General features: G+C 69.1%; 26 protein-coding genes and 2 pseudogenes. 10 read left to right on the forward strand and 18 right to left on the reverse strand.

All coding sequences use genetic code 11. The annotated features are described in order from the left end of the window. Nucleotides 1-87: 87 nt before the first annotated feature. Nucleotides 88-396: a hypothetical protein gene (locus tag MMF94_RS11990; protein ID WP_241036439.1), complete on the reverse strand. Its 309-nt coding sequence runs from the start codon at nt 394-396 to the stop codon at nt 88-90. Nucleotides 397-584: 188 nt separating this feature from the next. On the opposite strand from MMF94_RS11990, the gene MMF94_RS43320 reads away from it, so the two are divergent. Beyond that, nucleotides 585-713 carry a hypothetical protein gene (locus tag MMF94_RS43320; RefSeq protein WP_277398703.1) on the forward strand — a complete coding sequence of 43 codons (129 nt, stop codon included), beginning with the start codon at nt 585-587 and terminating at the stop codon, nt 711-713. Between the two features lie 23 nt (nt 714-736). After that, nucleotides 737-1546, forward strand: a complete 810-nt coding sequence (locus MMF94_RS11995) for a mycofactocin-coupled SDR family oxidoreductase (protein ID WP_241036440.1) — start codon at nt 737-739, stop codon at nt 1544-1546. Nucleotides 1547-1866: 320 nt separating this feature from the next. Here MMF94_RS11995 and MMF94_RS12000 read toward each other — a convergent pair whose 3' ends face one another. Then, complete coding sequence (locus tag MMF94_RS12000; protein WP_241036441.1) at nt 1867-2046, reverse strand: hypothetical protein; 180 nt, start codon at nt 2044-2046, stop codon at nt 1867-1869. Between the two features lie 67 nt (nt 2047-2113). Here MMF94_RS12000 and MMF94_RS12005 point away from each other — a divergent pair, with 67 nt between their 5' ends. Next, nucleotides 2114-2893: an SDR family NAD(P)-dependent oxidoreductase gene (locus MMF94_RS12005; protein WP_241036442.1), complete on the forward strand. Its 780-nt coding sequence runs from the start codon at nt 2114-2116 to the stop codon at nt 2891-2893. 708 nt (nt 2894-3601) lie between these two features. Here MMF94_RS12005 and MMF94_RS12010 read toward each other — a convergent pair. The 3 genes from MMF94_RS12010 to MMF94_RS12020 are packed head-to-tail and all read right to left on the reverse strand — an operon-like array spanning nt 3602 to nt 6130. Next, complete coding sequence (locus tag MMF94_RS12010; protein ID WP_241036443.1) at nt 3602-4471, reverse strand: DUF427 domain-containing protein; 870 nt, start codon at nt 4469-4471, stop codon at nt 3602-3604. Between the two features lie 26 nt (nt 4472-4497). Continuing rightward, nucleotides 4498-5217: an SDR family oxidoreductase gene (locus tag MMF94_RS12015; protein ID WP_241036444.1), complete on the reverse strand. Its 720-nt coding sequence runs from the start codon at nt 5215-5217 to the stop codon at nt 4498-4500. Nucleotides 5218-5251: 34 nt separating this feature from the next. Continuing rightward, on the reverse strand, nt 5252-6130 hold the full coding sequence (locus MMF94_RS12020; protein WP_241036445.1) for an alpha/beta fold hydrolase: 879 nt from the start codon (nt 6128-6130) through the stop codon (nt 5252-5254). Between the two features lie 97 nt (nt 6131-6227). On the opposite strand from MMF94_RS12020, the gene MMF94_RS12025 reads away from it, so the two are divergent. After that, entirely contained in the window at nt 6228-6743 is a 516-nt protein-coding gene (locus MMF94_RS12025; RefSeq protein WP_338104195.1) for a CGNR zinc finger domain-containing protein, read from the forward strand. A 13-nt stretch (nt 6744-6756) separates the two neighbouring features. Here MMF94_RS12025 and MMF94_RS12030 read toward each other — a convergent pair whose 3' ends face one another. Continuing rightward, nucleotides 6757-7668, reverse strand: coding sequence for a LysR family transcriptional regulator (locus MMF94_RS12030; RefSeq protein ID WP_241036446.1), 912 nt, complete (start codon nt 7666-7668; stop codon nt 6757-6759). A gap of 810 nt (nt 7669-8478) precedes the next feature. Between MMF94_RS12030 and MMF94_RS12035 the strand changes: the two genes are divergently transcribed. From MMF94_RS12035 to MMF94_RS12050, 4 genes and pseudogenes are all read left to right on the forward strand, one after another. Continuing rightward, complete coding sequence (locus tag MMF94_RS12035; RefSeq protein WP_241036447.1) at nt 8479-9453, forward strand: zinc-binding alcohol dehydrogenase family protein; 975 nt, start codon at nt 8479-8481, stop codon at nt 9451-9453. A 71-nt stretch (nt 9454-9524) separates the two neighbouring features. Next, nucleotides 9525-10238: an SDR family NAD(P)-dependent oxidoreductase gene (locus tag MMF94_RS12040; RefSeq protein WP_241036448.1), complete on the forward strand. Its 714-nt coding sequence runs from the start codon at nt 9525-9527 to the stop codon at nt 10236-10238. Nucleotides 10239-10374: 136 nt separating this feature from the next. Then, a pseudogene (locus MMF94_RS12045) lies at nt 10375-11328 on the forward strand (DUF5996 family protein). Nucleotides 11329-11396: 68 nt separating this feature from the next. After that, nucleotides 11397-12281 carry a class I SAM-dependent methyltransferase gene (locus MMF94_RS12050; protein ID WP_241036449.1) on the forward strand — a complete coding sequence of 295 codons (885 nt, stop codon included), beginning with the start codon at nt 11397-11399 and terminating at the stop codon, nt 12279-12281. Between the two features lie 8 nt (nt 12282-12289). Here MMF94_RS12050 and MMF94_RS12055 read toward each other — a convergent pair whose 3' ends face one another. Continuing rightward, nucleotides 12290-13258 (reverse strand): amidohydrolase family protein, encoded by a 969-nt coding sequence (locus MMF94_RS12055; protein WP_241036450.1) that lies wholly within the window; start codon nt 13256-13258, stop codon nt 12290-12292. Nucleotides 13259-13648: 390 nt separating this feature from the next. On the opposite strand from MMF94_RS12055, the gene MMF94_RS12060 reads away from it, so the two are divergent. Next, nucleotides 13649-16360, forward strand: a complete 2712-nt coding sequence (locus tag MMF94_RS12060) for an ATP-binding protein (RefSeq protein WP_241036451.1) — start codon at nt 13649-13651, stop codon at nt 16358-16360. Between the two features lie 46 nt (nt 16361-16406). Here MMF94_RS12060 and MMF94_RS12065 read toward each other — a convergent pair whose 3' ends face one another. Next, entirely contained in the window at nt 16407-17129 is a 723-nt protein-coding gene (locus MMF94_RS12065) for a DUF4118 domain-containing protein (protein WP_241036452.1), read from the reverse strand. Nucleotides 17130-17337: 208 nt separating this feature from the next. Here MMF94_RS12065 and MMF94_RS12070 point away from each other — a divergent pair, with 208 nt between their 5' ends. Beyond that, nucleotides 17338-18372 carry a magnesium and cobalt transport protein CorA gene (locus MMF94_RS12070; RefSeq protein ID WP_241036453.1) on the forward strand — a complete coding sequence of 345 codons (1035 nt, stop codon included), beginning with the start codon at nt 17338-17340 and terminating at the stop codon, nt 18370-18372. Nucleotides 18373-18508: 136 nt separating this feature from the next. On the opposite strand, the gene MMF94_RS12075 is transcribed toward MMF94_RS12070, so the two are convergent. The 10 genes and pseudogenes from MMF94_RS12075 to MMF94_RS12115 all read right to left on the reverse strand — a co-directional run bounded on the left by MMF94_RS12075 (nt 18509) and on the right by MMF94_RS12115 (nt 26127). Next, nucleotides 18509-19522 (reverse strand): WD40 repeat domain-containing protein, encoded by a 1014-nt coding sequence (locus MMF94_RS12075; RefSeq protein WP_241036454.1) that lies wholly within the window; start codon nt 19520-19522, stop codon nt 18509-18511. Further along, complete coding sequence (locus MMF94_RS12080) at nt 19519-20526, reverse strand: CobW family GTP-binding protein (protein WP_241036455.1); 1008 nt, start codon at nt 20524-20526, stop codon at nt 19519-19521. The genes MMF94_RS12075 and MMF94_RS12080 overlap by 4 nt, the downstream gene beginning before the upstream one ends. Then, the gene (locus MMF94_RS12085) at nt 20519-20818 is read right to left on the reverse strand and encodes a hypothetical protein (protein WP_241036456.1); all 300 of its coding nucleotides are present in this window, start codon (nt 20816-20818) and stop codon (nt 20519-20521) included. The genes MMF94_RS12080 and MMF94_RS12085 overlap by 8 nt, the downstream gene beginning before the upstream one ends. A gap of 121 nt (nt 20819-20939) precedes the next feature. Then, entirely contained in the window at nt 20940-21416 is a 477-nt protein-coding gene (locus MMF94_RS12090; RefSeq protein WP_241036457.1) for an SRPBCC domain-containing protein, read from the reverse strand. Then, a complete protein-coding gene (locus MMF94_RS12095) occupies nt 21413-21595 on the reverse strand; it encodes a hypothetical protein (RefSeq protein WP_338104196.1) in 183 nt (60 codons plus the stop codon). The genes MMF94_RS12090 and MMF94_RS12095 overlap by 4 nt, the downstream gene beginning before the upstream one ends. A 46-nt stretch (nt 21596-21641) precedes the next feature. Beyond that, nucleotides 21642-22388, reverse strand: a complete 747-nt coding sequence (locus MMF94_RS12100) for an SDR family oxidoreductase (protein ID WP_241036458.1) — start codon at nt 22386-22388, stop codon at nt 21642-21644. A 34-nt stretch (nt 22389-22422) separates the two neighbouring features. After that, nucleotides 22423-22701 (reverse strand): SDR family oxidoreductase, encoded by a 279-nt coding sequence (locus tag MMF94_RS43325; protein ID WP_277398704.1) that lies wholly within the window; start codon nt 22699-22701, stop codon nt 22423-22425. 106 nt (nt 22702-22807) lie between these two features. Further along, a pseudogene (locus tag MMF94_RS43330) lies at nt 22808-23299 on the reverse strand (SDR family NAD(P)-dependent oxidoreductase); the annotation flags it as partial. A gap of 121 nt (nt 23300-23420) precedes the next feature. Further along, nucleotides 23421-23675: a helix-turn-helix domain-containing protein gene (locus tag MMF94_RS12110; RefSeq protein ID WP_241036459.1), complete on the reverse strand. Its 255-nt coding sequence runs from the start codon at nt 23673-23675 to the stop codon at nt 23421-23423. After that, nucleotides 23638-26127, reverse strand: a complete 2490-nt coding sequence (locus tag MMF94_RS12115) for an AAA family ATPase (protein WP_241036460.1) — start codon at nt 26125-26127, stop codon at nt 23638-23640. The genes MMF94_RS12110 and MMF94_RS12115 overlap by 38 nt, the downstream gene beginning before the upstream one ends. Nucleotides 26128-26179: the final 52 nt, after the last annotated feature.

Consider the following 26179-nt stretch of genomic DNA (forward strand, 5'->3'; position numbering starts at 1 on the left):
TTGAAAGCGTCGGGATCGGCGCTAACGCGGTACAGGGAGCCGTGCACGCCGGCGCGGTCAACGCCATCGCGGTCGACCCGGTGCCATTCACAGCGGGAGGCGGCCGAGTTGCTCGGCGCCACCTACACGTGGACAACATGCTCGTGGGCCGACGGGATCGCCAGGAGCCTCACCGATGGCCAAGGCTGCGACGTGGCCACCGTGGCGGTCGGCGTGATGACGGGCGAGATCGCCGCCGAAGCGTTCTTCGCGATGCGCGAGCAAGGCACCGTGGTTGTGGCCGGCCTCGGTGACCTCACGGAGGTGGGCCCGCTGATTCCACTCACCGAGCTCACCATGATGGAGAAGCAGCTCAAAAGGATCGCTGTTCGGATCATCGAACCCGACCGCCCGCATCCGCCGACTGCTCGAACGCTACCGCGACGGGCACCTGAAACTGGTCGAGCTGGCCACCACCACTTACGGCCTGGACGAGATCAACCAGGGCTTCGAGGACATGCACGCCGGCAAGAACATCCGCGGCCTGATCGTCTACTGAGCATCGTCGGGCGGAGCCGGCCCGCGAGGACGCCGCCTTTCAGAACATGAGTTCGGTCCCGATCCCGTGGGTCGAGACCGCGGACATCTCGAACGCGATGGCCTTCCTGTGCTCGGACGAGGCCGGCAACACACCGGCGGTCGCCGCCGGCATGAACGCCACGAACGCTGACTGACCAGGACGACGGAGGAGATCACGATGGCAGGACGTCTCGAAGGCAAGGTCGCCCTGGTCTCCGGCGCGGCGCGGGGGCAGGGCCGGTCGCACGCGGTGCGGCTGGCGCAGGAGGGCGCAGACATCATCGCGTTCGACGTGTGCCGCCAGCTCGACACCGTGCCCTACCCGATGGCGGTCGCGGAAGACCTCGAGCAGACGGTCAAGCTCGTCGAGGACCTCGACCGCCGGATCATCGCGCGGGAGGCCGACGTGCGCGACGCTGCAGCCGTGCAAGCTCTCGTCGACGACGGCGTGAGCGAGTTCGGCCGCCTCGACGTGGTGTGTGCCAACGCCGGCATCGCCGGGATGGCGGAGAACACCTGGACCATGACCGAGGACCAGTGGGAGGAGATGATCGCGGTCAACCTCACGGGCGTGTGGAAGACCGTGAAGGCGGCGATACCCGCGATGATCGAGGCCGGCAACGGCGGCTCGATCGTCATCACCAGCTCGACCTTCGGCGCGAAGGGCATGGCCGGAATTGCGCACTATGTCACGGCGAAACACGGCGTCGTCGGCCTGATGCGCACCCTGGCCAACGAGCTGGCCCCGCACTTCATCCGGGTCAACACCGTGCACCCCACGGGCGTCAACACGCCGATGATCATGAACGACGCCATGGAGCAGGTGCTCTCCAACGCCAGTATCTCGGTCAACCTGCAGAACGCGTTGCCGGTGGAGATGGTCGAGCCGGTGGACATCTCCAACGCCATCGTGTGGCTCGCCTCCGAGGAGGCCCGCTACGTCACGGGCGTGTCGCTGCCGGTGGACGCCGGGTTCCTGCAGCGGTGACCAGTCCGGCGGCACCGGGGTGGTCAGCAGGCGACGTGGTCGTGGCACCAGAAGGTTGCGATGGAAAGGGTACAGATGAATGAGTCATAGAAGGTCGATGCCGTGGTCGGGTCGTCGGCGCGGGCATGGCCGGGCTCTATCAGCTCTGCAGGCTGCGTGACCTGCGTGTTCGGGGCGGGTTGAGATGTCGGTGGAACGTGGTGCTGGAATCGCTACCCGGGCGCGCGCTGTGACATCGAGAGTCTGGCTTATTCGTATTCGTTCTCGCCGGAGCTCGAACAGGAGTGAAATGGACCGACTACGCGAGCCATTGAGTTCTTTCAGGTGCAGATGAAGCGCGCGTAAAACCGCTCGGTATCCGCATTCAATGGACGCGGCTCCAGTGTCGCCGGAAAGTCCCTTCGATCGACCGTGTCGATGAGGCCGCCCTCTGTCATGGCCTCAAAATAGGTGCGCCGCGCCAGAGGGTGATACCGGGCCGAGAAGACTGTGACGGACACAACTGAAATGCAATTACCCCTCTTTTTGAGCTGGTGAAATCAGTGTCACTGAGCTACGTTCTCTGATATGGGAAATAGAGATGGAGCCTCACGGCTCGATCGAAAGGTCGCACTGGTAACAGGCGCGAGTTCGGGGATCGGCGAGGCCACGGCAAAGGCGCTCGCTCGAGAGGGTGCGCGTGTCGTGCTCGCCGCGCGGCGGGAGGAGGAGCTGCAGCGCGTCGCCGGGGAGATTGAGGAGGCGGGTGGCACGGCGCTCGCCGTCCGCACCGACATCTTGGTCGAGGACGAGGTCGCCAACGCCGTCCGCGTAGCGGAAGAGCGGTTCGGCGGCCTGGACATCGCCTTCAACAACGCGGCGAGCCACGATGTCCCCGCGCCGATCGTGGAGCACGCAACGGATGCGTGGCGCGCGGCCATCGAGGGCATGCTGACCACCGTCTTCATCTCCATCCGTCATGAGGCACCGGCGCTGCTGCGCCGGGGCGCTGGAGCGATCATCAACAACGCCTCAGTCCTGGCCATCGTGGGCACCGGCGGCGGGATGAGCTCGTACGTTGCCGCAAAGCACGGGGTGATCGGGTTGACCCGGGCCGCCGCGTTGGAGCTGGCGCCGCAGAACGTCCGGGTCAACGCGATCGCCCTCGGCACCACTGAGACCCCGATGGTGTGGGCGGAGCGGGAGTCCGCTCCGGAGCTGTCGGAGAAGTTCCGTGCCTCTGTCCCGCTCGGGCGGACCGCGACCCCTGACGAGCCGGCGTCGTTGGTGGCCTACCTCGCGGGCGACGATGCGGCGTTCATCACCGGTGCCGTCATAGCCATGGACGGCGGCTGGACCGCCCAGTGAGAACAGTCGTCCGAATCGAGCGCCTGATTGACGCACATCGGTGCTGCTGCAGGCGGTTAGGACCCGGCATGGACGGTCCTGGACGACCTTGACGAGTGTGGGAGGCCAAGGGGCAGGCCTACATCAGCGGAGTGCAGCAACGCGAGCCACCGCCAGCACCAGTATCGCCCACCATGCCAGAAGGCCCCTGATCTGCGAGATCGGGGGCCTTCTGGGTTTGTGCACCGCTATCGTGCCCGCAGCGTGCCCCAAGGGGTCTGAACGTGGCACCGCCGGAGCAGGCTGGATTGTTGGCCTCGGCTGCGCGTCGTCGTCAAGGCCCGGTGCACGTCGTGCCGCGGCGCTCACGATGCACTGGACGCCGGGCGCTCACGTGCTGCTACCGGTGCTGGTGCTCGCTCGCCGCGCGGACACCGTGGCGGTGATCGGGGCGGCGCTGGCAGCCTCGGCCGCCGGGCTGGGGCATCGACGCGGCCCGGGTCAGACGCGGGTTCCGGAAGCTCCGCGGGACAACCGTCCAGCCGGACGGCCACCGAAACCGACACGCCCCGGCCCAGGCCGCCCACCCGACTGCAAGAACGCCGGCACCGCTCCTCACTACGAGGCCGGTCAGAACCCCCGACGTGACCTCGCCGCCACCGCACGACAACAGCCTGCCGGTTCAAGATCAAGCTGAGATCCGCCGCGCGTGATTCGGTCCCGTGACCGTCACTGCGGCTGATCGGCGGCGACCTCGTCGATGGTGAGCCCGCGGTCGATGCCGTGCGGAGTGACCTGCTGACCGGGTTCGAGCTCGAGCGCTGTGCCGTCGAGGAGAACGGTGACCTTGTCCGGCTCGAACGAGACCAGGTCACGCACCCGTGCGACCTCGGACCACGCGTCGCGGTACGACCACGCGGCACGCTTGGCCTCGCCGATGTCGTAGTAGTCGGCCAGTCCCTTGTACGGGCAGAAGGTCTGGCCGTCGACGGGGGTCAGGGCGGTCTCGTCGATGTCGGCCCGCGGGACGTACCAGCGTGGGGCGAACCCGGACTCGTAGAGGACCACGGGTTCCGCCGTGTCGGCGATCGGGCGGTCACCCAGGCAAACGACCAGATGGCGTGACGTGTGGCGGATGTCGATGCGGTGGTAGGCGTCCGCGGCGTGACCGAGGATGCGTTCGTCCTCCTCGTAGAAGGCGTCCATCGCCCGCCAGGCGAATGCGACCCGCCCCTCGAACTCACGCGCGTGTTCCGGCAGGCCGATGTGCTGCCACGCCCCACGCTGCGCCGTCTTTCCGGTGGTGTGCAACGCGAACCAGGACGTCGGCCCGAGATCGCGATGGTCGGTGACGGTGTCCAGCCGTTTCAGCACCTCGGGCGCGATGTCGCCGAACGGGAAGTAGGCGACGGGGTAGCGGCCGGGTTCGTGCAGCAGTACGACGTCCTCGCTGTCGGCGATCCACTCACCCCCGAGCCGCACCCGCATCCGTCGCCGCAACGGCTCGGCGAACAGCAGCCGGTCGGGGAGTGGGTCGGGGACGAGGAAACGCCCGACCCTTCCCGGCGAGAGCGGTCCTTGCTGCCACGACAGGCCCATCGGGAGGTCCTCCGATCGGTTCCGGATCAGGTGAGCACCTCGCCGCCGTCGACGGCGAGCGTCACGCCGGTGAGGAAGGTGTTGGTGAGTGCGAACAGCACGGCGGAGGCGATGTCGTCGGCCGTGCCGATGCGTCGTGCCGGGTTGCGAACGCTCATGTCCGCGAACATCTCGGTCTTGCGCTGCTCGCCGAGCGCGTCCCAGGCGCCGGTGTCGACCACGCCGGGAGAGATCGCATTGACCCTGATGGGCGCCAGTTCGAGCGCGAGCGAGCGGGTCAGCGTGTCGGCGGCGCCGTTGGTGATCGCGACGGCCAGGGTGCCGACGGCGATCTTGAAGGCCGCCACCCCGGAGAACAGCACGAACGAGCCGCCGTCGTTGATCCGCGGTGCAAGGTGCTTGGCCAGCATGAGCGGACCGATGACCTTGGTGTCGAAGGACGCCCGGACCGCGTCCCGGTCGAGCTCCGCGAGGCGGCCACGGGCGCGGGCCGATGCGGTGGACACGACGTGGTCGAGGGTCCCCAGCCGTTCTCCGAGCGAGATGATCGAGGGCTCGTCCCTGAGATCGACGGTGTCGACGGTGATGCCGGGCTCGTCCGAGTAGGCGGCGGCGAGGGCATCGGGGCGCCGTCCGGCCGCCACGACACGAGCGCCGGCGTCACGCGCGGTGAGTGCGACAGCGCGGGCAAGGCCGCCACCGCGTCCCACGACCAGAACGGTTTGGTCCTTCAGCGGTTCGGTCATGATGCTGTGGGTCCTTTCGAGGGTGCCGGAGCTGTCAGGACGTGATCGCGGCCGCGGTGCGGCCGAGGAACCCGCGGATGTACCTGCTCGCCGTGTCGAAGGTGCTCTCGAGCAGGAAGTGGCCGCCCTCGATGAGACGGATCTCGGCATCGGGGAGATCCTTGGCGAAGGCCTTCGCCCCGTCCGGTCCGAAGATCTCGTCGCCGTCGCCCCAGATCGCGAGCAGCGGAACCTGGCTCGTGCGGAAGTACTCCTGCACGGCGGGGTAGAGGGGCGGGTTCGTCGCGTAGTCCCGGAACAGGGCCAGCTGGATCTGGTCGTTCCCAGGTCGGGCGACCCCGGCGTGGTCGATCAGCCAGGTATCCGGGTCGACGAGGTCGGGCTCCGGCACGCCGGTGAGGTACTGCCAGCGGATGGCGTCGACGGAGAGCGCGCCACGAACGGCCGGCTCGGTGGCGGGGCCGGGATTCTCGGCGTAGGCCCACACCGCCGCCCAGAAGTCCGGGACGAAGCCCTCGTCGTAGGCGTTTCCGTTCTGGCTGATGATGGCCGTGACGGCCGTGGGCCGGCGCAGTGCGAGCCGCCAGCCGATGGGCGCGCCGTAGTCCTGCACGTACATCGCAAACTGATCGACGCCGAGCTGGTCGAGCAGGCCCTGCGTGAGGTCGGTCAGCGCGTCGAAGGTGTAGGTGAACTCGTCGGTTCCAGGCGTTGCCGAATGTCCGAAGCCGAGGTGGTCGGGCGCGACGACGTGGTAACGGTCGGCGAGCGCGGGGACCAGGCGGCGGAACATGCGCGAGCTGGTGGGAAAGCCGTGCAGGAGCAGGACCACGGGCGCGCCGGCGGGACCGGCCTCGCGGTAGAAGATCCGGTGGCCGTTCACGGTGGCGGTGCGGTGGTACACGTCAGACATGACTAACTACCCATCATCATTTGACTGGTTAGGCGGATGACAGCAGACACGCCCGTCCATAACTTGTCAAGCGCCTTCGTATGGTTAGGATCACCGCGTGGTTCATTCGATGAACTCCGGGGACGAGCAGTTGCTGCTCGACCTCCTGAACAGCACGCCGGTGGTCGGGGACGAAAGCCGGGACCTGCTTGCCGTCGACGACGAGGCGCAACGCTGGGCTCTCGCCAGGGGTGGCAGCGGTTCGCGGGCGGAGATCGGCTGCCTGCGCCGGGTTCGCGACCGGCTGCAGGCTGTGGTGCGGGGCCAGGAGCCGGTGGCGGTGCTCGCGCCGTCGCTTCGCGGCGTCCGGCTTCGTCCGGATCTGACGGGCGACGGGGTGAGCTGGCGGCTCGACGTGGACGACGACCGACGCCTCGCCACGCGTGCGCTGCTCACCTGGGGCCACCTGCAGGAACGGATGCCCGGTCGCCTCCGACCCTGCGCCAACCCCGAATGCCGGCTGTTCCTGCTCGATCGCAGCCACGGCAACTCCGCTCGCTGGTGCTCGATGAAGGCCTGCGGCAATCGCCTGAAGGTTCGTCGTCACTACCGGCGAAGCCAGGCGGCCGGCTGACCTGGCCGCACCATCAGGCACTGATCTCGCAGTTGTGATCGGCGACCTCCGAGCAAGGAAGGCCGCGGCGGCGGAGATCGGCGACGAACCGCTGCGCCAGCGAGTCGGCGGGATTGCCGATCTGCACGGTCACGTCGCGGCGCACCTCGGGATCCAGGTGGCGGACGATTCGCGCCGACTGGCTCATCAGGGCGGAGATCGGCACGATCGCTACCCCCACCCCTGAAGCGGCGAGTTGCGCCGCGGTCCGGGGGCTTCGGGTGCGCAGCACCGGCATCGTGCTCAGCTGATGCTGCGCCGCGAACTCGTCCAACCATTTCGACAGTCCGTTGGCCGGGTCGTAATGGACGAACGGCTCGTCGGCGAGCTCGATCACCGACACCGACGACTTCGCGGCGAACCGGTGGCCGCAGGCAGCCACCACGACCATCGGCTCCTGGCCGAGCAGCTCGATGCGAGCCGCCGTGGTCGTGGGTCGTGGCCCGACGCCGATGTCCGACTCGCCCGCGGCGATGTGCTCCGTCATCCGGTCCGCGCTCGTGAACTCGGCGAGATCGAGGCGCACTTCGGGTCTTCGCCGGCTCCAGTCCTTGAGGACGGGTGCCAGTAGCCAGACCGTCATCGTCTCGCTGCACGCGATGCGGAGCCGGCCGGCACGTCCCCCGCCGACCTGCCGGCCCGTCTCGATCGCGCGAGCGGCGGCTTCCAGCGCGGTGCGGGCCTCGTTGGCCGCGGCCCGGCCTGCCGCGGTGGGGCGGACGCCGCGGGGCAGTCTCTCGACCACCTGCGTTCCCAGTTCGCGCTCCAGGCCGGCGATCTGATGTGAGACCGCCGACTGCGACATGTGCAGCATGGCCGCTGCCTCGGTGACCGATTCCGAGTCGATCAATGCCACGAGACATTGGAGCGCGCGCAGGGTCGTCATGAGATCGACCTCAGGCGCCGGGCGGTTTCGTCGGCACATCCGTCCTGCGACGCACGGTGGTGCCGGACTCCGGCGATCGAGCGCAGCACGCGCGACGCCAGTGCCCCGAGACGGGCGGTTCCCCCTCGTCCGCCTCGAAACGAGCTGAGCGGCGTGGCCGGCAGGTAGGTGGCAGGAAGCGGGCCGAAGCCCGGCGTGACGGTGAGCGCCTGTCCACGTACCTGCGCCTGGGTGGCGGTGACGATGGGTCCGAGAGCTGGGCCCCGGGCGGTCGAAGCGGTCTCTCCGACGTGCTCCCGCCCGCGATCGGGTGCTGCTCCGGCTGGGCGCTGTGGCATCGCGGTCTTCCTTCCCGTGGTCACGCCCGGCGGTCCAGCTAACCACATAAACTATGCATGGTAGTTAGGAGCGTAGGGTCGCCGATGTAACCTGTCAAGCTTCGTTGGGTGGTTAGCGTGGAAGGGGTCGTGGGGCCGGCTACGGGATGTGGCCGGATTTCTGCGTGGGCACGGGCCGGCCCGGCGGTGACGGTGGGCCCGGTCGGCTCGATGAGGGCGTCGGTTCGCCGATTTGCCCGGAATTTTTGATCTGCATGCGGCTCTTTCTATTCCGAGCGGCGCGGTTCGAATTACGATTACCACAGTGCGGCGTGGGTGGCCGTGCGACTTGTCGAAGGGTGTCTGCGATATTTCGAATGGATCTCGCCGGGCGCTGATCAGATTCGCATGCGGGATTTCGATGGCCATCAGCGATCCTACTCATGCGTTACGCTGGCCCGGGTCCGCCGCCGCCGGCCCCTGGAGGAAGATCATGCGTGCCATCGTTCTCGAGAAGTTCGGTGGTCTCGACAGTCTTGTCTACAAGGAAATCCCCGAGCCCGAACCCAAGGCGGGCGAAGTCGTCATCGACATCAAGGCCTTCGGTTTGAATCATGCCGAAGTACACATGCGGCGCGGCGAGTGGGCCGAGGCTGCGGAGGTGAGCGGCATCGAATGTGTCGGCACCGTGAAGTCGTGTCCGGGCGGTGAGTTTCCCGTCGGCGCCAAGGTTGCCGCTCTCATGGGCGGGCTCGGACGTACCCGTAACGGAAGCTATGCCGAGTTCACCCGGGCACCGGTCTCCAATGTCGCGCTGATCGACGCCGAGCTGTCGTGGGCCGAGCTGGCTGCCATTCCCGAGACGTATGCCACCGCCTGGACCTGCCTGTTTCGCAATCTCGAAGTCCAGTCCAGCCAGTTGCTGGTCATCCGCGGCGGGACGTCCTCCTTCGGGCAAGCGGCGATCAAGATGGCTGTCAATGCCGGGTTGCGTGTCGTCGCGACGACACGCAACCGGAATCGATTCGCCATGTTGGAGGCGCTGGGTGTCGAGCGGTGCGAACTGGAGGCGCTCGACCTCTCCGGGCGGATCGCCGAGGCCAAGCAGATCGACGCGGTGCTCGACCTCGTCGGTAACAGTGTGATCATCGATTCGCTCGCCATGCTGCGCCGAGGTGGGCGTGCCTGCCTGGCCGGGTGGCTCGGCGGACTCGACCCGATCGCCGACTTCAACCCGCTCCTGCAGATGGCCAGTGGGGTCTACCTGACCTTCTTCGGCAGCTTCGTCTTCGGGACGCCTGGCTTTCCGCTGTGGGATGTCCCTCTCCAGGACATCGCGCGGGATGTGGCGGCCGGGAAGCTCGACGCCAGTCCCGCCCGCGTATTCGGGTTCGAGGAGATCCGCGAGGCACATCGCGTAATGGAGGCCAACGAAGCCGGCGGAAAGATGGTGGTTGTCCGTGGCTGACGTCTGGTGAAGGATAACCGTTACGCCGAGGCTGTCCAGGCCATCGAACGCAGGTGGAGAAAAAGGGCGGAATGAGCAATACGCAGGACAAGAAGGTTGCGGTCATCACCGGCGCCTCGCAGGGCATCGGCGCAGGCCTGGTCGCCGCGTACCGCAAGATCGGCTTCGCTGTGGTCGCCGTGTCACGCAGCATCGGCCCGTGTGACGACGCCGACGTTCTCACGGTGCAGGCCGACGTCGCCGACCCCGGCGCGGATCGCGTCATCACCGCGGGTATCGAGCGCTTCGGTCGCATCGACACCCTGGTCAACAACGCCGGGATCTTCGTCCCCAAGCCTTTCACCGACTACACCGAAGACGATTTTCAGTCGGTGGTCGGCGTGAATCTGGCGGGCTTTTTCCGCATCACCAAGGCCGCGATCCCGCACATGCTCGGCCTGGGCGGTGGCCATGTCGTCAACATCACCACTAGTTTGGTCGATCACGCCAACTCCGATATCCCCTCGGTGCTGGCGTCGCTGACGAAGGGCGGTGTGCAGTCCGCCACCAAGTCGCTGGCCATCGAGTACGCCACCCGCGGGATCCGCGTCAACGCCGTCTCTCCGGGCATCATCAAGACGCCCATGCATCCCGAGGCACACCACGAGATGCTGGCGGGCCACCACCCCGTCGGCCGGATGGGCGAGGTGAGCGACATCGTCGACGCAGTGATCTTCCTGGAGAACGCCCCGTTCGTAACCGGCGAGATCCTCCACGTAGACGGAGGTCAGAGCGCGGGCCACTGAGTGACGGCGCACATCTTGTGGCCACGGTGCGCACGGCCGGACATGTGTGCGGTGGCCCCTTGGTGTGTGCGGTGACCTGGCGAGTGCGGGATGCTGGAAGGCCTTTCACGACGATTGCGACCGCGAGGAGAACACCGTGGAACTCTTTCCCGATCTTCCGTTCGCCTCCTGGGTGGACACCCGCGCGACATTGCACCGCTTCGCCCAGATCGTCGGCAAGGTCAGATTGGCGGCCAGCCCCCGCCGCAACCACTGGTGGAGCGTTCCCTTCCATGTCACCGGACGTGGCATCACGACTCGCCCGATGACCGACGGGTCGACGATCTTCACCATCGACTTCGACTTCCTCGACCACCGGTTGGACATCACCGCGCTGAGTGGCCGGCGGTACTAGTTCCCCCTTTCCGGGCAGTCGGTCGCAGGTTTCTACGACCAGGTGCACAGGGGGTTGTCCGCTGTCGGGGCCGACGTCACGATCGCACTGCCGCGGCCGTTCGACCTGTCCGACTCCGGCAGGCCGTTCGCCCAGGACACCGAACACGCGATCTACGACGCCGCTGCGGTGAGCCGCTACTGGCGTGTTCTCAGCCAGGTGAACCTGCTGCTGGAGGAGTTCGCGGCCGGCTATTCCGGCAAGACCAGCCCTGTTCACCACTTCTGGCACACATTCGACATCGCGGTCACGCGGTTCGGCGATGCATTCGTCGATCAACCCCCGACCACGGATCCGGTCACCCGCGAGGCCTACTCCCGGGACGTGACCAGCTTCGGCTTCTGGTTCGGCGAGGACGCCTTCCCCGAGGCGGCGTTCTACTCCTACACGTCCCCCGAGCCTGCCGGGCTGGCGGACGAGCCGCTGCACCCCTCGACGGCCGCCTGGATCGAGCGGGGGAGTGGCCACCTCGCGGTCCTGCGCTACGACGACGCTCGCGCGGCGCCCGATCCTCGGGCAGCGGTGCTCGAGTTCTACGACAGCGCCTACCGGGCCGGCGCGACGCGGGCCGGGTGGGACATCGACAAATGGACGTCCCCTGGCGGGGTCACTGATCCCGTCATCACGGCTGAACAACGCGGCGTGCGACAGGCGTGATGCACCACTGGCTGTAGGCACGCACAAACGGTTGGCTCCGCTCGGATACGCCCGGCTACCGTGCCGTCGTGATCTACGAGCACCCGCTGGCATATCTGCTCGGCCTCGAGGGTGTCGCGTTGCTGCGTGCGTTCACCGGGGAGTTCGACCGTCAGTTCGTCGAGGCGCGGCTGGCCGAGGTACGCGAGTTGCTCGACGACGAGTCGTTGAACGGACAAGGCGTTCTGGTCGACCGTGTCGACACGGTCGACGGATACCGCGTGTGGTCGACGACCTATGACGAGCCGCGCAACGGGCTGTTCGATTTCGAGGAGCCTCTCGTACGCGAGATCCTCGACGGGCGGCCGGCGGGCGTCGCCGTCGACGCCGCCTGCGGCACCGGCCGATATGCGGAGTACCTGGCGGCACATGGACATCAGGTCATCGGTGTGGACAGCTCACCCGACATGCTCGCCCGAGCACGTACTCGCGTACCGCAGGCCGATTTCCGCCCGGGCGATCTCCAGGATCTGCCGCTCTCCGACGGTTCGGCCGACATCATCGTGTGCGGCCTCGCACTGAATCACGTTCCGGCGCTCGAACCCGTGATGACGGAGTTCGCACGCGTCCTGCGCCCCGGCGGGCATCTGGTGATCTCGGACGGCCACCAGGAGTCGGTGGCCCTGGGCTCGATCCCCTCCGTCGTCGGGCCAGGCGGCCGGCCCGCACGAGTGTCGACCTACCGCCATCTCGTCGGTGACTATCTGCGCGCGGCCCTGCCGGTCGGTCTGCAGGTGCGGCGCTGCGAGGAGCCCCGACTGCCGGCAAGCCCTCCACGGTCTGCCCCGAGCGACGGGGTGGGACCGTGGGAGCGCTGGCCCTGGAGCCTCGCTGCTCTGGTGCCCGACGCGGCGCACGCCGTCAACGCCGGACGGCCTGTGACGATCGTCTGGCACTTCCAACTGGCTGGGTAGCACCGCGGTCAGGCCGCTGCGGTCCACCCGTCGAGGCGGGCCGCGGCAGCGGGGAACAGCGCCGCGGCGTTGCGCCCGACGGCCTCGCGCTGCTGCCGGGTGAGGCCGCCGAACTCCAGCAGCGCCTGCTTGTTGGCCTCGATGGTCTCCTCGGTGCTGCACGGCACCCCGGAGTCGGAGCCGTACACGAGATGGTCCGGCGTGGTCATGACGAGAGCCGGTGCGAGGGAGGAGGCGAACCCGGTGGCGGCGGTGTCGAGATACAGCCGCCGCAGCTGGGTACGCATCTCATCGGCCGTCAGCGCGTTCGGGTTGGGCACCCACGGCTCGGCACCCAGCAGCCCGAGCCGCCCCGTCATCGCGGGCAGCGTGCCGCCGCCACCGCAGTGGGCGACGATCAGCCTCATGTCGGGGTACTTCCGGAAGAGACCGGCGTAGACCATGTCCACGATCGTCCGCGTCGTCTCGAAACCCACCTCGATCAACGGCGCCGGACGGCCCTGGGTCCCTGCGGCGTAGGCATCCGGGTGCGCGAAGACCGTGGCGCCACGGCGATCGAGCTCCGCCCACATCGGCTCGAGACTCGGGTCGCCGAGGTACACGCCGTTACGTCGGCAGGTCACCGCGAACCCGTCCGCGCGCATCTCGTCGGCGCGGTCGAGCTCGGCCATCGCCGCAGCCGGGTCGTCGGTGGGCAGCGCCGCGAGCAGACCGAAACGGTGTGGATATCGCTGCACCAGCTCGGCGCCGTAGTCGTTCGACGCCCGCAACGCCTCCGTTCCGGCGGGCTGGTTGCTCAGCAGCTGCATGCCGATGCCGGTGCGGTCCATGTGGTCGAGGGTCTTCTCGACGGTCCAGTGGTACGGCTCCGCCACCATGAAGCACGCCTCCCGCAGCGCCTGCCGGCTCGCCTCCCGCTGTTCCGCGGTGCTCGGCGGGCTGTAGTGGGCGTGCACGTCGATCCAGCTCCCAGTCATGGCTCCAGCCTGCCCCACCGACACGCGGCCACCGGAGAACCGCGCGGCCGAGGTAGCGACGTCAGACGCGCGTTGCCGGGGATGGAGAACGGTTCATCCGGATCGTGCCGCGATGGCAGTGGCAGCTGGCACACCGGGTTCCGGCCAGCCGGTAATGGAAGATGGCCGGAGGCCATCACGACATCCGCTCGGTCGAGCGGCACCCTTACCCGCACGGCTTGTGCCACTCCGGAAGCACCTGTGGCGCGGCGGCCGACGTGATGACAGCAAGCCAATCGCTCGAACGACTCCTGTTGGTACCGCTCGGGACCACCGCGATGGCACCACGATCGTGCCCGGTCTGCAGGTGGTCGTGCCTGACTTGTCGACGGTGACCTGAGGCGGTGGGTGGTGGACGTGTTGCGGGGCCGACGCCGTGAGCGTGAAGCGCTCGATCGGCTGCTCGCCGCCGCGCGGGCGGGTAAGAGCCAGGTCCTCGTCCTGCGGGGCGATCCGGGCGTCGGCAAGTCGGCACTGTTGGACTACGTGGCCGGGCGGGCGCCGGGGTTCCGCGTGGCCAGGACCGCAGGTGTCCCCGCCGAGACGGAGTTGGAGTTCTCCGGGCTCCATCAGCTGTGTGCCCCGATGCTGGACCGGCTCGAGTGCTTGCCCGATCCCCAGCGTGACGCGTTGTGCACGGCGTTCGGTCTGCAGAAGGGGGAGGCGCCGAGTCGCTTCCTGGTCGGCCTGGCCGTACTCGGCCTGGTGTCCGCGGTGGCCGAGGAACAGCCGCTGCTCTGGGTGGTGGATGACGCGCAGTGGCTCGACAAGGCATCGGCGCAGACGTTGACGTTCGTCGCTCGGCGGTTGGGGACCGAGCCGGTCGGGTTGGTCTTCGCGTCGCGCAAACACGAGAAGGACGAGGCGACGGGGCTGCCGGAGCTGGTGGTCACGGGCCTGGCGCACGACGATGCGCGAGCGCTACTGGGCCAGGTGCTGCTCGGCCCGGTGGACGAGCGAGTGGTCGACCGGATTGTCGCCGAAACTCGAGGTAACCCTCGGGCGCTGCTGGAGCTGCGGGAGGAACTGACACCGGCCGAGATGACCGGCGGGTTCGGCCTGCCAGGCAGGACGACGGTCCCGAGGCAGGCGGGGGAGAGCCTCCAGCGGCACCTCGAGTCCTTACCGGGCGACACCCGGCGGCTGCTGCTGATCGCCGCGGCGGAACCGCTCGGTGACCCGGTGCTGGTGTGGCGGGCGGCTCATCGGCACGGAATCGGGATCGGGGCGGCCGCACCCGCGGCCGGGCTGGTCGAGATCGGCGCCCAGGTGCGGTTCCGGAATCCGACGATGCGCTCCACGATTCTGCGTGCAGCCTCCGTGGAGGAACAACGGAGCGCGCACCGGGCGTTGGCCGAGGCCATCGATCCCGAGGCGGATCCCCATCACCGCGCCTGGCATCGCGCCCAGGCGGCCCAGGGGTTCGACGAGAGCATTGCGGCGGACCTCGAGCGCTCTGCGGAGCGCGCCCAGGAGCGCGGCGGGCCGTCAGCAGCCGCCGTATTCCTGGAACAGGCCGCCCACCTGACCGTCGATCCGGCACGACGGGCCGAGCGCGTGCTGGCTGCAGCGCACGCCATGCACGAGGCCGGCTCACCTGACGCGGCGATGGAACTGCTGTCGACCGCGGCGGCAGGCCCGCTGGACCCGCTGCAGCATGCCCGCGTGGACCAGCTGTGCGCAGAGCTCGCCTTCGCGATGAATCGCGGTTCCGACGCGGCCCCGCTGCTTCTCAAGGCCGCCAAGCAACTCGAGCCGCTCGACCTTCGGCTGGCCCGCGAGACCTACCTGGACGCGCTCGCCGCGGCCATGCACGCCGGTCACCTGGCGTGCGGCGCCGACGTCCGAGAGGTGGCTGAAGCGGCGCGTGCTGTGCCTGCCGCACCACAGCCCCCACGCGCGACCGATCTCCTCCTCGACGGCCTGGCAGCGCGGTTCACCGACGGCTACACCGTGGGGACACCGCTGCTACGGCAGGCGTTGAGCGCCTTCCTCAGCCCCACCCCGCCCGACGAGGACGGTTTCCGCTGGCTCTGGCATGCCCATCGCACCGCCGGGGACCTGGGCGACGACGCGGCCTGGGACCTGCTCGCCACCCGCCACGTCCGGTTCGCCCGCGACGCCGGCGCGCTCGGCAGGCTGCCCACGGCCCTGAACGAACGCATCAACGCGCATGTCCTCATGGGCGATCTGACCGCGGCGGAGTCGCTGCTGGAGGAGCTCCGCGCGGCCACCGCGGCGACCGGGGAGCCGTCGTGGCCGCACAGCGCCGTGATGCTTGCTGCCTGGCGCGGCTGCGAGGACCACCTCGTCAAGCTGATCGCGGGGAGCGGGTCCGAGGTCCGGCGCCGGGGCGAGGGGATCGGGCTGACGATCGTCGGGTGGGCGCAGGCAGTGCTCTACAACGGCCTGGGTCGGTACGAGGACGCGCTTGCGCCTGCCACCCAGGCCTGCGACGCGCTCCCGCAGGAGATGAGCATGCTCGCCCGCGCAACGCTGACCGAACTCATCGAGGCGGCCACCCACAGCGGAGAGACCGAACTCGCCTCCACGGCTTTCGAGCGGCTCTCCTTGCTGGCCCGCGCGAACGACACCGACTGGGCGCTGGGCCTCGAGGCCCGCTCACGCGCCGTGCTGAGCGACGGCCAAGCCGCCGAGGACGCCTACCGCGAAGCGATCGATCGGCTCGGCCGCACCCGCCTGCGTGGGGAGCTCGCCCGAGCCCACCTGTTGTACGGCGAGTGGCTGCGCCGCGAGCGCCGCCGCCTCGACGCGCGTGAGCAGCTCCGCACCGCCCACGAGATGTTCAGCGCGATGAGGATGGAGGCGTTCTCCCAGCGGGCGGCCGGTGAGCTGCAGGCCAGCGGCGAGACCGCCCGCAGACGCTGCACCGAGACCACCAAGGAACTCACCGCGCGGGAAGCCCAGATCGTCCGCCTGGTTCGTGAAGGCCTCACGAACCCTGAGATCGGGGTTCGGCTGTTCATCAGCCCGCGGACCGTCGAATGGCATCTGAGCAGGCTCTTCAGCAAGCTCGACATCACCTCACGCAACCAGATCTGAACACGACCGGGCGAGTGACGAGGGCCGTGGCCGATCCCGGTCGTCGCTACCGGCTCGGGTCGATGCGCGGAGGGTGTTCGTCCGAGGTGGCGAGCGCGGCACCTACCTGGTTGGCGAGTGCGATCGCGACGCGGAGCTGCTCCAGCGTCGGCCGGACGATCCGGGTAGCGGCGGTGAGCAGGAATCTGCCGTGGACGACGCCACCGCTCTGCACCACGAGCGCGATCTCGGAGTCGGTCGGCAGCCCGAGACGACCGACGTCGAACGGGCGGCCGTTGTACGTCATGGTCCCGTCGTTGTCGAGGGTCGCGAGGATGGCGTCGTTGCCGGGATCGAAGCGGCAGCGGTCGATTCCGAGGACGCCGACGATCTGTTCGCACACGTGGTCGAGCAGGGAGTCCGTGGACGAGCGGCCGGCGCCGACCGCCGCAGAGGTGCTCAGCACACCGTCGAGGTAGCCCTGCTCGCTGCTCGCACGCGCCTGCTGGCGCCGCCCCCAGAGGGCTATCTCGGTGACGGCGCCGCCCACGAGCATGAGCAGCGCCGCCGTCTCGATGTCCGCGCGATCGACGATGCTGAAGTGGTTGTACGGCTCGGTGAAGAAGAAGTCGAACCAGGCTGCGCTCGACAACGCGGCGACGAGGCCCGCCGCTCGGATGCCGGTGGCGGCTCCCGCGACGATGAGGAGTACCAGCACGAGCGCGATATTGGTGTTCGCGAAGTTGTCCCGGAGCGGGCTCAGGGCTGCGCAGGCAACCAGGGGTGCCACGGCAGCAGCGCTGACAACGAGCGGCCGATGAGCTTGCAGGATCGGTTCCACCTGCACAGCCCCATCAAACCCCATGTCCCGGGCATCGACCATTCGGATCTCGTCAAGGCCGATGGCGAGCACGCGATGGCACTCCGATGGGAGAATTGTCCGGTGGCCCCGGTCCGACCCACCGCCGGGTACCTGCCTCACCGTTGGGAGCCGCGTCATGCCGGTGGTCGACAACGCCATCTACATCGACGGCCGCCGAGAGGTGCAGCCGGACTCGATGGACCGCACCTTCTCGGAGTTGCGTGCCTGCCCTGGCGACGGCCACAGCTTCTGCTGGATCGGGCTGCTGCACCCGGACCCCGACGAGATCCACGCGGTGGCGCAGGAGTTCGACCTGCACAAACTGGCCGTCGAAGACACGATCAAGGCGCACCAGAGGCCGAAGCTGGAGCGTTACGACGACGTCCTGTTCGTCGTCCTGCGGCCGGTCCGCTACGTCGACGCCGCCGAGGCGATCGAGATCGGCGAGCTGCATCTGTTCGTCGGACCGGATTTCGTGATCACCGTCCGGCATGCCGAAGAGCCCGACCTGCGCCCGGTGCGCCACCGTCTCGAGCAGGACCCCGATCTGCTCCGGAACGGGCCTTTCGCGGTTCTCTACGCGGTGTTCGACAAGGTCGTCGACGATTACGGTCCGGTGCTCGATGACCTGCAAACCGATATCGACGAGATCGAGGTGCAGGTATTCGACGGCGATCCCGCCGCGTCGAGACGGATCTATCACCTGACCCGCGAGGTGATCACGTTCCAGCGCGCCGTCGAGCCGTTACCTGCACTCTGCTCGGAGTTACGCGAGCAGCTGAAGGCCCAGGCCGGGGAGTCCGACCTGGAGCTGCGCCGGGCATTGCGCGATGTGGCTGACCACAGCACCCGTGCGGTCGAACGCGCACAGAGCTTCCGCGAACTGCTCGTCGACGTCATGGCGGTCAACGCCGCTCTGGTGGCCCAGCGGCAGAGTGCCGAGCTCACCGCGCTGACCGAGGCCAGCTACGGCCAGAGCGGGCAGCTCAAACGAATCTCCTCGTGGGCGGCCATCCTGTTCGCACCCAGCCTGATCGCCACGATCTACGGCATGAACTTCGCGCACATGCCCCAGCTGCACTGGGCGCTCGGCTACCCGCTGGCCCTGCTCGTGATGGTGCTGCTCGCGTTCGGGCTCTACGTGCTCTTCAAGAGGAGCGGCTGGATCTGAACCCAAAATGATCGTTCCCAGATGCGCGTTTTCGCCCCGGCGAGGGCGGATCCGCCGATCTCGTGGTGATCATCGGGCGGTGACAGACCGGTGGTGCGGCGCCCGTCCGGTTCGAGGGTCGGAGTGCGGGGCACCGTCACGATGCCGTGCCGCACGTGATCGCGCCAGATCGGTGCCCGGTGACCGGGTGGTAGCCGTCGACGACGGCGAGGGCGTCGATCGGGTCGCCCGTGGACCGCGCGCGCGTGGGGCGGATGCGCTCTCCGGGGCGGACGGACGTGTCGAGTACCCATGTCATGACATCGCCGTTGCCGTCGCCGGTCACGAGCGTGCGCGCGTTGCCGGGATGCCAGGCCATCGCCGTGATCAGGCCGCGGTGGCCGTCGCCGAGCACGGCTTCGCGGCCGGTGGGTCCGTGCCCGGAGAAGTCCCAGAACGCGACGGCGTCGCCGCCGTCGCACGCCATCCAGCGTCCGCTGGACTCGAATGCGAGCCGGGAGACGGTCGTGGGGAAGCCGCTCATCCTGAAGTCGTCGCCGCCTGGGACCTTCCAGCCGTGCAGTGTGGCGTCCTGGCTGCCACCCACGACCCAGCGCCCGTTGGGGGCGACGGCGATCCCGGCGATCGATCCCGGGGCGAGGAGATGTTCGATCAGCCGGTCGGAGTCGGGTTCGAAGATGGTGACGCCTCGGTACGCGGCGGCGGTGATACGGCGGCCGTCGCGTCGGAGAAACGCCAGACCGGCCACAGTGGACGTCAATGGGGTCGAGGTCCAGCGGGGTGCGCCGTCGCGGTCGAGCACACGCACCTGCTTTCCGTCGCCCACGGCGAGCAGGTCGGAACGGGCGGACCAGGCCAGGGCCGAGCTCCACTGAGTGGGGTGCTCGGCGAGGAGGCGGCCGTCGGCGAGGTCCCAGACCGCGACCCGCTCGCCGCCGCCTGCGGCGAGACGTGTGCCGTCCGGGCTGGCGGCCAGGCCGAGCAGGAAGTCTCCGAGGCGTAGCCGGAGCAGGACACTGCTCGAGAGGTCGACGACGACGATCGTGCCTTCCGAGCCTCCGGCCGCGAGTGCGCCGGGCAAGGACACGCAGTGGATCACCGGCTCGCCGAGATCGACGGTCCAGCGTGTGTCCGTGGTCGCCGTCGTCATCCGGCCACTCCGACCGTGGCGGTGGTGAGGCAGGAGCGGAACCCGGCGGTCAGCTCCTCACGGTCGAGGTTGCGGCCGATGAACACGATCCGGTTGCGCCGGGACTCCCCGTCGCGCCACGGCTCGCCGAGCTCGCCGTCGTGGAGCATGTGTACGCCCTGGAAGACGTAGCGGCGGTGGGTGTCGGCGAGGCAGAGCACGCCCTTGCTCCGGTAGAGGTCCTGCCCGCGGGTGGCCAGCAGCGCGCCCAGCCAGGTGTTGAGTGCGCCCGGGTCGATGGTGCCGTCGGCCTCGATCCCGACGCTCGTCACCGACTCGTCGTGCTGGTGCTCGGAGTCGGGGTCGAGGAACTCCGGTTCGCCGGCCAGGATCGCGTCGAGGTCGAACGCGTGAACGTCGAGGACGTCGGCGAGGTCGACGTCGCCGCGCACGGCGGGAAGCACCATGACCGGCGCGTTGATCGCGCGGATCCGGCGGGTCACCTCGGCGGCCTGTGCGGCCTCGACGAGATCGATCTTGTTGAGCACGATCCGGTCGGCGAACGCGATCTGCTCGACGGCCTCGTTCTCCACCCCGTCGGGCTTGACCTCGTCCAGGTGACCGAGGACGTGCTTGGCGTCGACGACGGTGACGATCGCGTCGAGGCGCAGTTCGGCGCGCAGGGCGTCGTCCATGAAGAAGGTCTGCGCGACCGGCGCGGGGTCGGCCAGCCCGGTGGTCTCGATGAGGATCGCATCGAAGCGGTCCTTGCGCCGCAGCAGGGCACCGAGAATGCGGATGAGGTCGCCGCGCACGGTGCAGCAGATGCAGCCGTTGTTCATCTCGAACACCTCCTCTTCGGCGTCGAGCACCAGCGCGTCGTCCACACCCACCTCGCCGAACTCGTTCTCGATCACGGCGATGCGGCGGCCGTGCTGTTCGGTGAGGATCCGGTTGAGCAGCGTGGTCTTGCCCGAGCCGAGGAACCCGGTCAGGACGGTCACGGGGATGCGCTGATCAGTCATGGGTAAATCCCTGCGGGTTGTGGGTGAGCAGGTCGGTGACGACCCCGTCGTCGATCTGGGCCAGCGGGCGGTGGATCGTCCAGCGCCGCCGGGGTGGCGCGAGCACGGCGATCACGGTCTCCACGGGTGGGCAGCCGGGCTCGCGGCAGGCGAGTGGAAACACGGTAACCGGCGCATCCGCCGGTAGCTGCAGCAGGAAGCGCACCAGATCGGCGATCTCTGTGGCGCGGCGCCCCCGGCCCGGGTCACGAGGCGCGCCGCCGAGGTTGAGAGGCAGCGAGGGGAAGGTCACGCCACGAGTCAACCGTTACTGAATATGATTTTCAAATAGGGAGGCGCGCATGTATCCGCAGCGCGCTAGCCGCGGGTCTGGCTGACCTGGTCGAGGGTGACGAACTCCGTGAGCGCGATCGTCATCGCGCGGCCTGGCTCTCCGCGGCCGCGGCGAGTTGCTTGGTGACCGAGCCCCAGCCTTCGAGGAAGCCGAGTTCTTCGTGGCGAGCGCGGGCGGTGGGATCGCCGTGCCGGACGAGGACCCGGTAGTCCGTGCCGTCCAGGTGATCGGTCAGCGTGATCTCGGCCGTCATCGGGACCGGAGCGGGATTCGTGGGGCGCCAGGTGCTGTCGATCGCGTTCGTGAACACGATCCGCTCGAGTTCGTCGACGACGAGGAAGCTCGCGTTGATGTGGGGGACGAACTTCACCCCGTCGTCGCTCAGTCGCGTCACGAACCCGCCGCCGGGCCGGACGTCCAGGCGGTCGACGCGGCACACGGTCGGAGCCGGGACCCACCACTTCTCGAGTCGGGACGGATCGGTCCACGCGCTCCACACGACGGCGCGTGGGGCGCGGATGATCCGCTCCAGGGTCAGGTCGAGTTCGGGGTTCATTGCTGCTGCTCCTGGTCCGGATCGGTGACGAGGCGTTCGAGCCGGTCGGTGCGCTCTTCCCAGATCCGGTGCTGCTCCGCGAGCCAGTCGTCGACGAGAGCGAGGCGGTCGCGGTTGAGCACGCAGGTGCGCACGCGGCCGAGCTTGACCGTGCGGATCAGGCCGTTCGCCTCGAGCATCCGAACAAGGAGAGGAGGGTCATCGGGAACTCGCGCGCGAGATCGCTCACGCTCGTCGGGCCGCGGCCGAGGCGTGCTTCCCCACCACCTTGCCGTCGACGAGCGTGAACTCGAGTCCTTCGACCGGGCCGGAGAGTGCCGCCTTGAAATGTCGGCTCACCTCGTCCGACAGCACCTCGGTCTGTCCGTTCTCGGCCGCGACCAGCACGGCATGGGCCAGCTCGCGGGGATCGTTCTTCACGACGTCGAGGATGGCCGTCATGTCCGTTTCGGTGTATCCGAGGTGGACGCCGACGACCTGCGTCCCTTGGGCTGCCAGGTCGATGCGCAAGGAGTTCGTCGCTGACCACAACGCGGCCTTGGTCACGCCGTAGGGGCCCGCTCCGGCGATCCAGGACATCGCGGAGTGGATGTTGATCAATGTTCCGCCACCGTTGGCGGCGAGGGTGGGCGCGAGAGCTTGCGTGACTCGCAGGACGCCGAAGAGGTTGGTCTCCAACAGATCCCTGAGCTCGTCCACCGTGGTGTCGATGAGTCGCTTGCGCAGTGTCGCGCCGGCGTTGTTGACGAGGATGGACACATCGCGGGCCTGATCGGCGAGTGCGGCCACCGAGGACGGGTCGGTCACCTCGAGGGCGAGCGGTACGACCCGTGGGTCGGCGCTGGGCTGCGGCCTGCGTGCGGTCGCGTACACCGTGGCGGCGCCCAGGTCGATCGCAGCCTCGACGAATGCTTTGCCGAGGCCACGTTGCCCGCCGGTGACGAGGACGGTCGATCCGCTGATGGATGTCATCATTTGTCCTTCGTGGTTCCGTGAGGAAGAGATCTCAGTTCTTGTTGGTGCGGCCGCCGTCGATGGGCAACGTGGTGCCGGTGACGTAGCGGCCCTCGTCGGACACGAGGTAGAGCACCGCGTTGCTGACGTCGCGGGAGTCGAGGAGGTCGATCGGCATCGGAGTGGCGGCGAATCCCGCCGCGATCTGCGGGTTCGCTTCGAGGAAGGCCGTCATCGACGCGGCGGTGAGCATGGCGGTCTTGACCCCTGAGGGGTGCACGGAGTTCACCCGGATCGAATGTGGAGCGAGGATGTTCGCGTAGGAGCGCATGAGGCCCACCACGCCGTGTTTGGACGACGTATCCGAGCGCGGCGCGAGACGGCCCGAGTACGCCACGCAGCCCCGCGGTCGAGCTGGTCAGGACGATCGACCCACCCGCCCCGCGGTCGATCATCGACGGCACCACGGTCTCCATCGTGTTGAAGACGCCGGTGAGGTTGATGTCGATCGTGTCCTGCCAGGCGTCGTAGGCCTCGTCCACCGCGAACAACGCCACGCCGGCGTTCGCGATCACGATGTCGACGGGGCCGATCTCGCCGACCCCGGCCTCGAACGCCTTCCGCAGCGCACATTCATCCCGGACGTCCGCTTCGAAGGCGGCGACGCGCCCGCCAAGCGCCCTGATCTCGCGTGCCGTGTCCGCCAGGTCCTGCGGGGAAGCGAGGTTATACCGCGCGGACGTGAGCGGCCTGCACATGTCGAGCGCGATGATGTCCGCACCTTCCTCGGCCAGCCGTAGCGCGTGACTGCGGCCTTGGCCACGCGCAGCACCGGTGATGAAGGCGACCTTGCCGTCTACTCTTCCCACGCTCTGCTCCGTTCTGTGGCATGACGAGGTCCGGCGACGGGGCCACCGGCGTTCGCTCACCTCGTCGGGCCGGTGTCTCAACCGTCGGATGGCGACGCTCCGGACGCCTCCGTGGGAATCCCGGGTCGGATCCCTAGTGAGGGCACCGGGGAGGAGGGCCGGGGGGCTCAGCGCTACGGCATCAGCGCCGGAGCTGCTTGCGTGAGGTGATGCCGAGCTTGCCGAAGATCTTGTGCAGGTGGTATTCGACGGTGCGCGGGCTGATGAACAGCCGGGTCGCGATCTCGGGGTTCGTGAGGCCCTCGCGAACCAGACGTGCGACCTGCGCCTCCTGCACGGTCAGTTGACTTCCGGTCTCCACGGTGTGCTTGCGGACGGTCTCGCCGGTAGCCGACAACTCACGCTCGGCACGCCGGGAGAACGCGTCCATCCCCATCGCCGTGAACATCTCGTAGGCAGTGCGGAGTTGCTCGCGCGCATCCAGGCGCCGACCCTCGCGGCGCAGCCATTCGCCGAAGACCAGATGGGCGCGGGCGAGCTCGCCGCGGATGCGGGTCCGCCCGAGGCGGTCGATCGCCTCTCGATAGCCGTTCTCGGCGGCCGGGCCCTCGGCCGGCAGCGCGCGGCAGCGGGCCTCGATGCCCAGCGCCCATTCGGTGCCGGCGGCGCGGGTCGTCGGCGTGAGTCGCTGGAGGGCGGCGGCGGCATGCTCGGGCGCCCCGCTCCGGGCGGCGGCCTCGATGAGCTCGACCAGCACCCAGATGGGTGCCCCCAGCTCCTCCGGGCGGTCCGGCGGCCCTCAGGGCAACGGTCAGCGCGTCCTCGTACCGGCCGAGGCTGTTGTCGAGCAGCGCCAGCGCCCACCACGTGATGGGCAGGGCGACCCCCTCGCCGCGGGACCTCGCATCGTCGAGCGTGGAGCCGACCATCTCGGCGACCTCGGCGTCCCGGCCCTGCCAGGCGGCGAGCATCAAGGCGCCGTAGGGCGCAAGCGGGCCAGTGGCCTCGATGACCGTCTCCACCTCCTCCACCAGCGCCGCAGCCGTGGCCAGCTCGCCTGCGACCACATGCACGGCGACGCGGGCGGTCAGGGCGACGGACAGGGCGCTGAGCGCTCCGGTCTCCCGCACGAGCCGCAGGAAGCGGATGACGAGCAGCTCCCAGGTCTCGTCGTCCCACACGTCGCGGGCGGTGCGGATGGCGGGCCAGAGCCAGCGCAGCCCCTCCTCCTCCGAGAGGTCCGGGCTGCGGAAGGCGGCCAGCGCCCGCTGCATCATCGGCATCCCAGCGGCGTAACCGTCCGTGAACCGCACCGCCCACCCCGAAAGGAGCAGATCGGGCGCGCGCGGGGGCCGCACCCCGGCGGGCGCGGCCCGTGCGGCATCGGCAGTCTCCGACACACCGCAGCTCCCGGCCAGCGGACCGGCGAAGATCGCTGCGTTGAGCGCGTCCAGGTAGGTCTCCCGAGCCAGCTGCACGTCGAGCGGTTCGAGTTCCCGTGCGGCCCGCAGCAGCAGCGGTGGCGCGTCACGGCCGCGGTTGACGGTGAACGCGATCTGCGCGCGCAGGAGATCGATGCGGGCGCGTGGCAGAGGGTCGAGCGGTCCCGCTTCGGCAACGGCCAGCAGCTCCAGGGCCGTGTCGGGGGCGCCGGCCTGGTGTGTGGCGTGCGCCGCGGCCAGCGCCCGCTCGGCTCGGCGGGCCGGCTGGGGGGTCAGGTGCGCGGCACGTTCGAGGAACGCGGCGGCTGCGGCAAGCCCGCCGCGGGCTTGTGCCCTGCCCGCGGAGCGCTCGAGGTCCGCAGCGACGTCCTCGTCCGGCTCCGCGGCCGCCTGGGCACGGTGCCAGGCCCGGCGGTCGGGATCGACGTCGGGATCGATCGCTTCCGCGAGGGCACGGTGCGCGTTCTGCCACTCCTGCGCGGAGGCGGCCCGGTGAATCGCCGAGCGCAGCAGCGGGTGGCGAAACCGCACCTGAAAGCCGATCGAGAGCAGCCCGGCCGCTGCCCCGTTCGCCTCGTGGCCGACCCCCAGCCACTGCGCGGCCCGCCAGATCAGGACGGGGTCCCCGAGCGGCTCCGCCGCGGCGATCACGAGCAGGCGCCGCGTGTCCGCCGGCAATGGGGCCAGTTGCCGTCGGAAGCTCTCCTCGATCCGCTTCGGGAGTGCCGTCGTCGTCGGCGGTCCGAAGCCGCCGGTCAGTTCGGCGGGCGTCAACCCGCGCGGTAGCTCCAGGAGCGCGAGTGGATTGCCGCCGGTCTCGCCGACGATCCGGGCGAGCACCCGCTCGTCCACCGGACCGGGCAGCGCCGACCCCAGCAGCGCTCGCGCGTCCTCGTCGGGCAGGCCGCCCACCACCAGCTCGTGCAGGCCTGTGGACTCCTGCTCGCCGCCCTGCGGGCGAGACGCGAAGACCATCGCCACGGACTCGGCGCCCAGCCTTCGTGCGGCGAACATCAGGGCCTGCGCGGAGGCACGGTCGAGCCACTGAACGTCATCGATCACGCAGACCAGTGGCTTCTCCCGTGCCACCTCGGCAAGCAGCCCGAGCACGGCGAGGCCGACCAACAGTCGCTCCGGCGGGCTCCCGTTGCTCAGCCCGAAAGTGGTGGCCAGCGCGTCGCGCTGCGGACCTGGGAGCTTCTCCCGCCGATCCAGCATCGGGGAGCACAGCTGGTGCAACCCGGCGAACGGCAGCTCCATCTCCGACTGGACGCCCGCGGTCCGCTCCACGCGGCAGTGCGACGAGCGTTCGACCAGGTAGTCGAGGAGAGCTGTCTTGCCCACACCGGGCTCACCGCGCACCAGCAGCGCCCGGCTCTCGCCCGACCGAACAGCCTCGAGCAGGCGGTCGAGCTCGTCACACTCGCTGCGCCGATCCCGCAACACCTGGCAACACCGCCACCGGCGCGGATCCGCCGCCGCGCCTCGCAAGGAGTAT

The sequence above is a fragment of the Pseudonocardia alaniniphila genome (assembly GCF_022524485.1).
In the GTDB taxonomy this organism is placed as follows: Bacteria; Actinomycetota; Actinomycetes; order Mycobacteriales; family Pseudonocardiaceae; genus Pseudonocardia; species Pseudonocardia alaniniphila.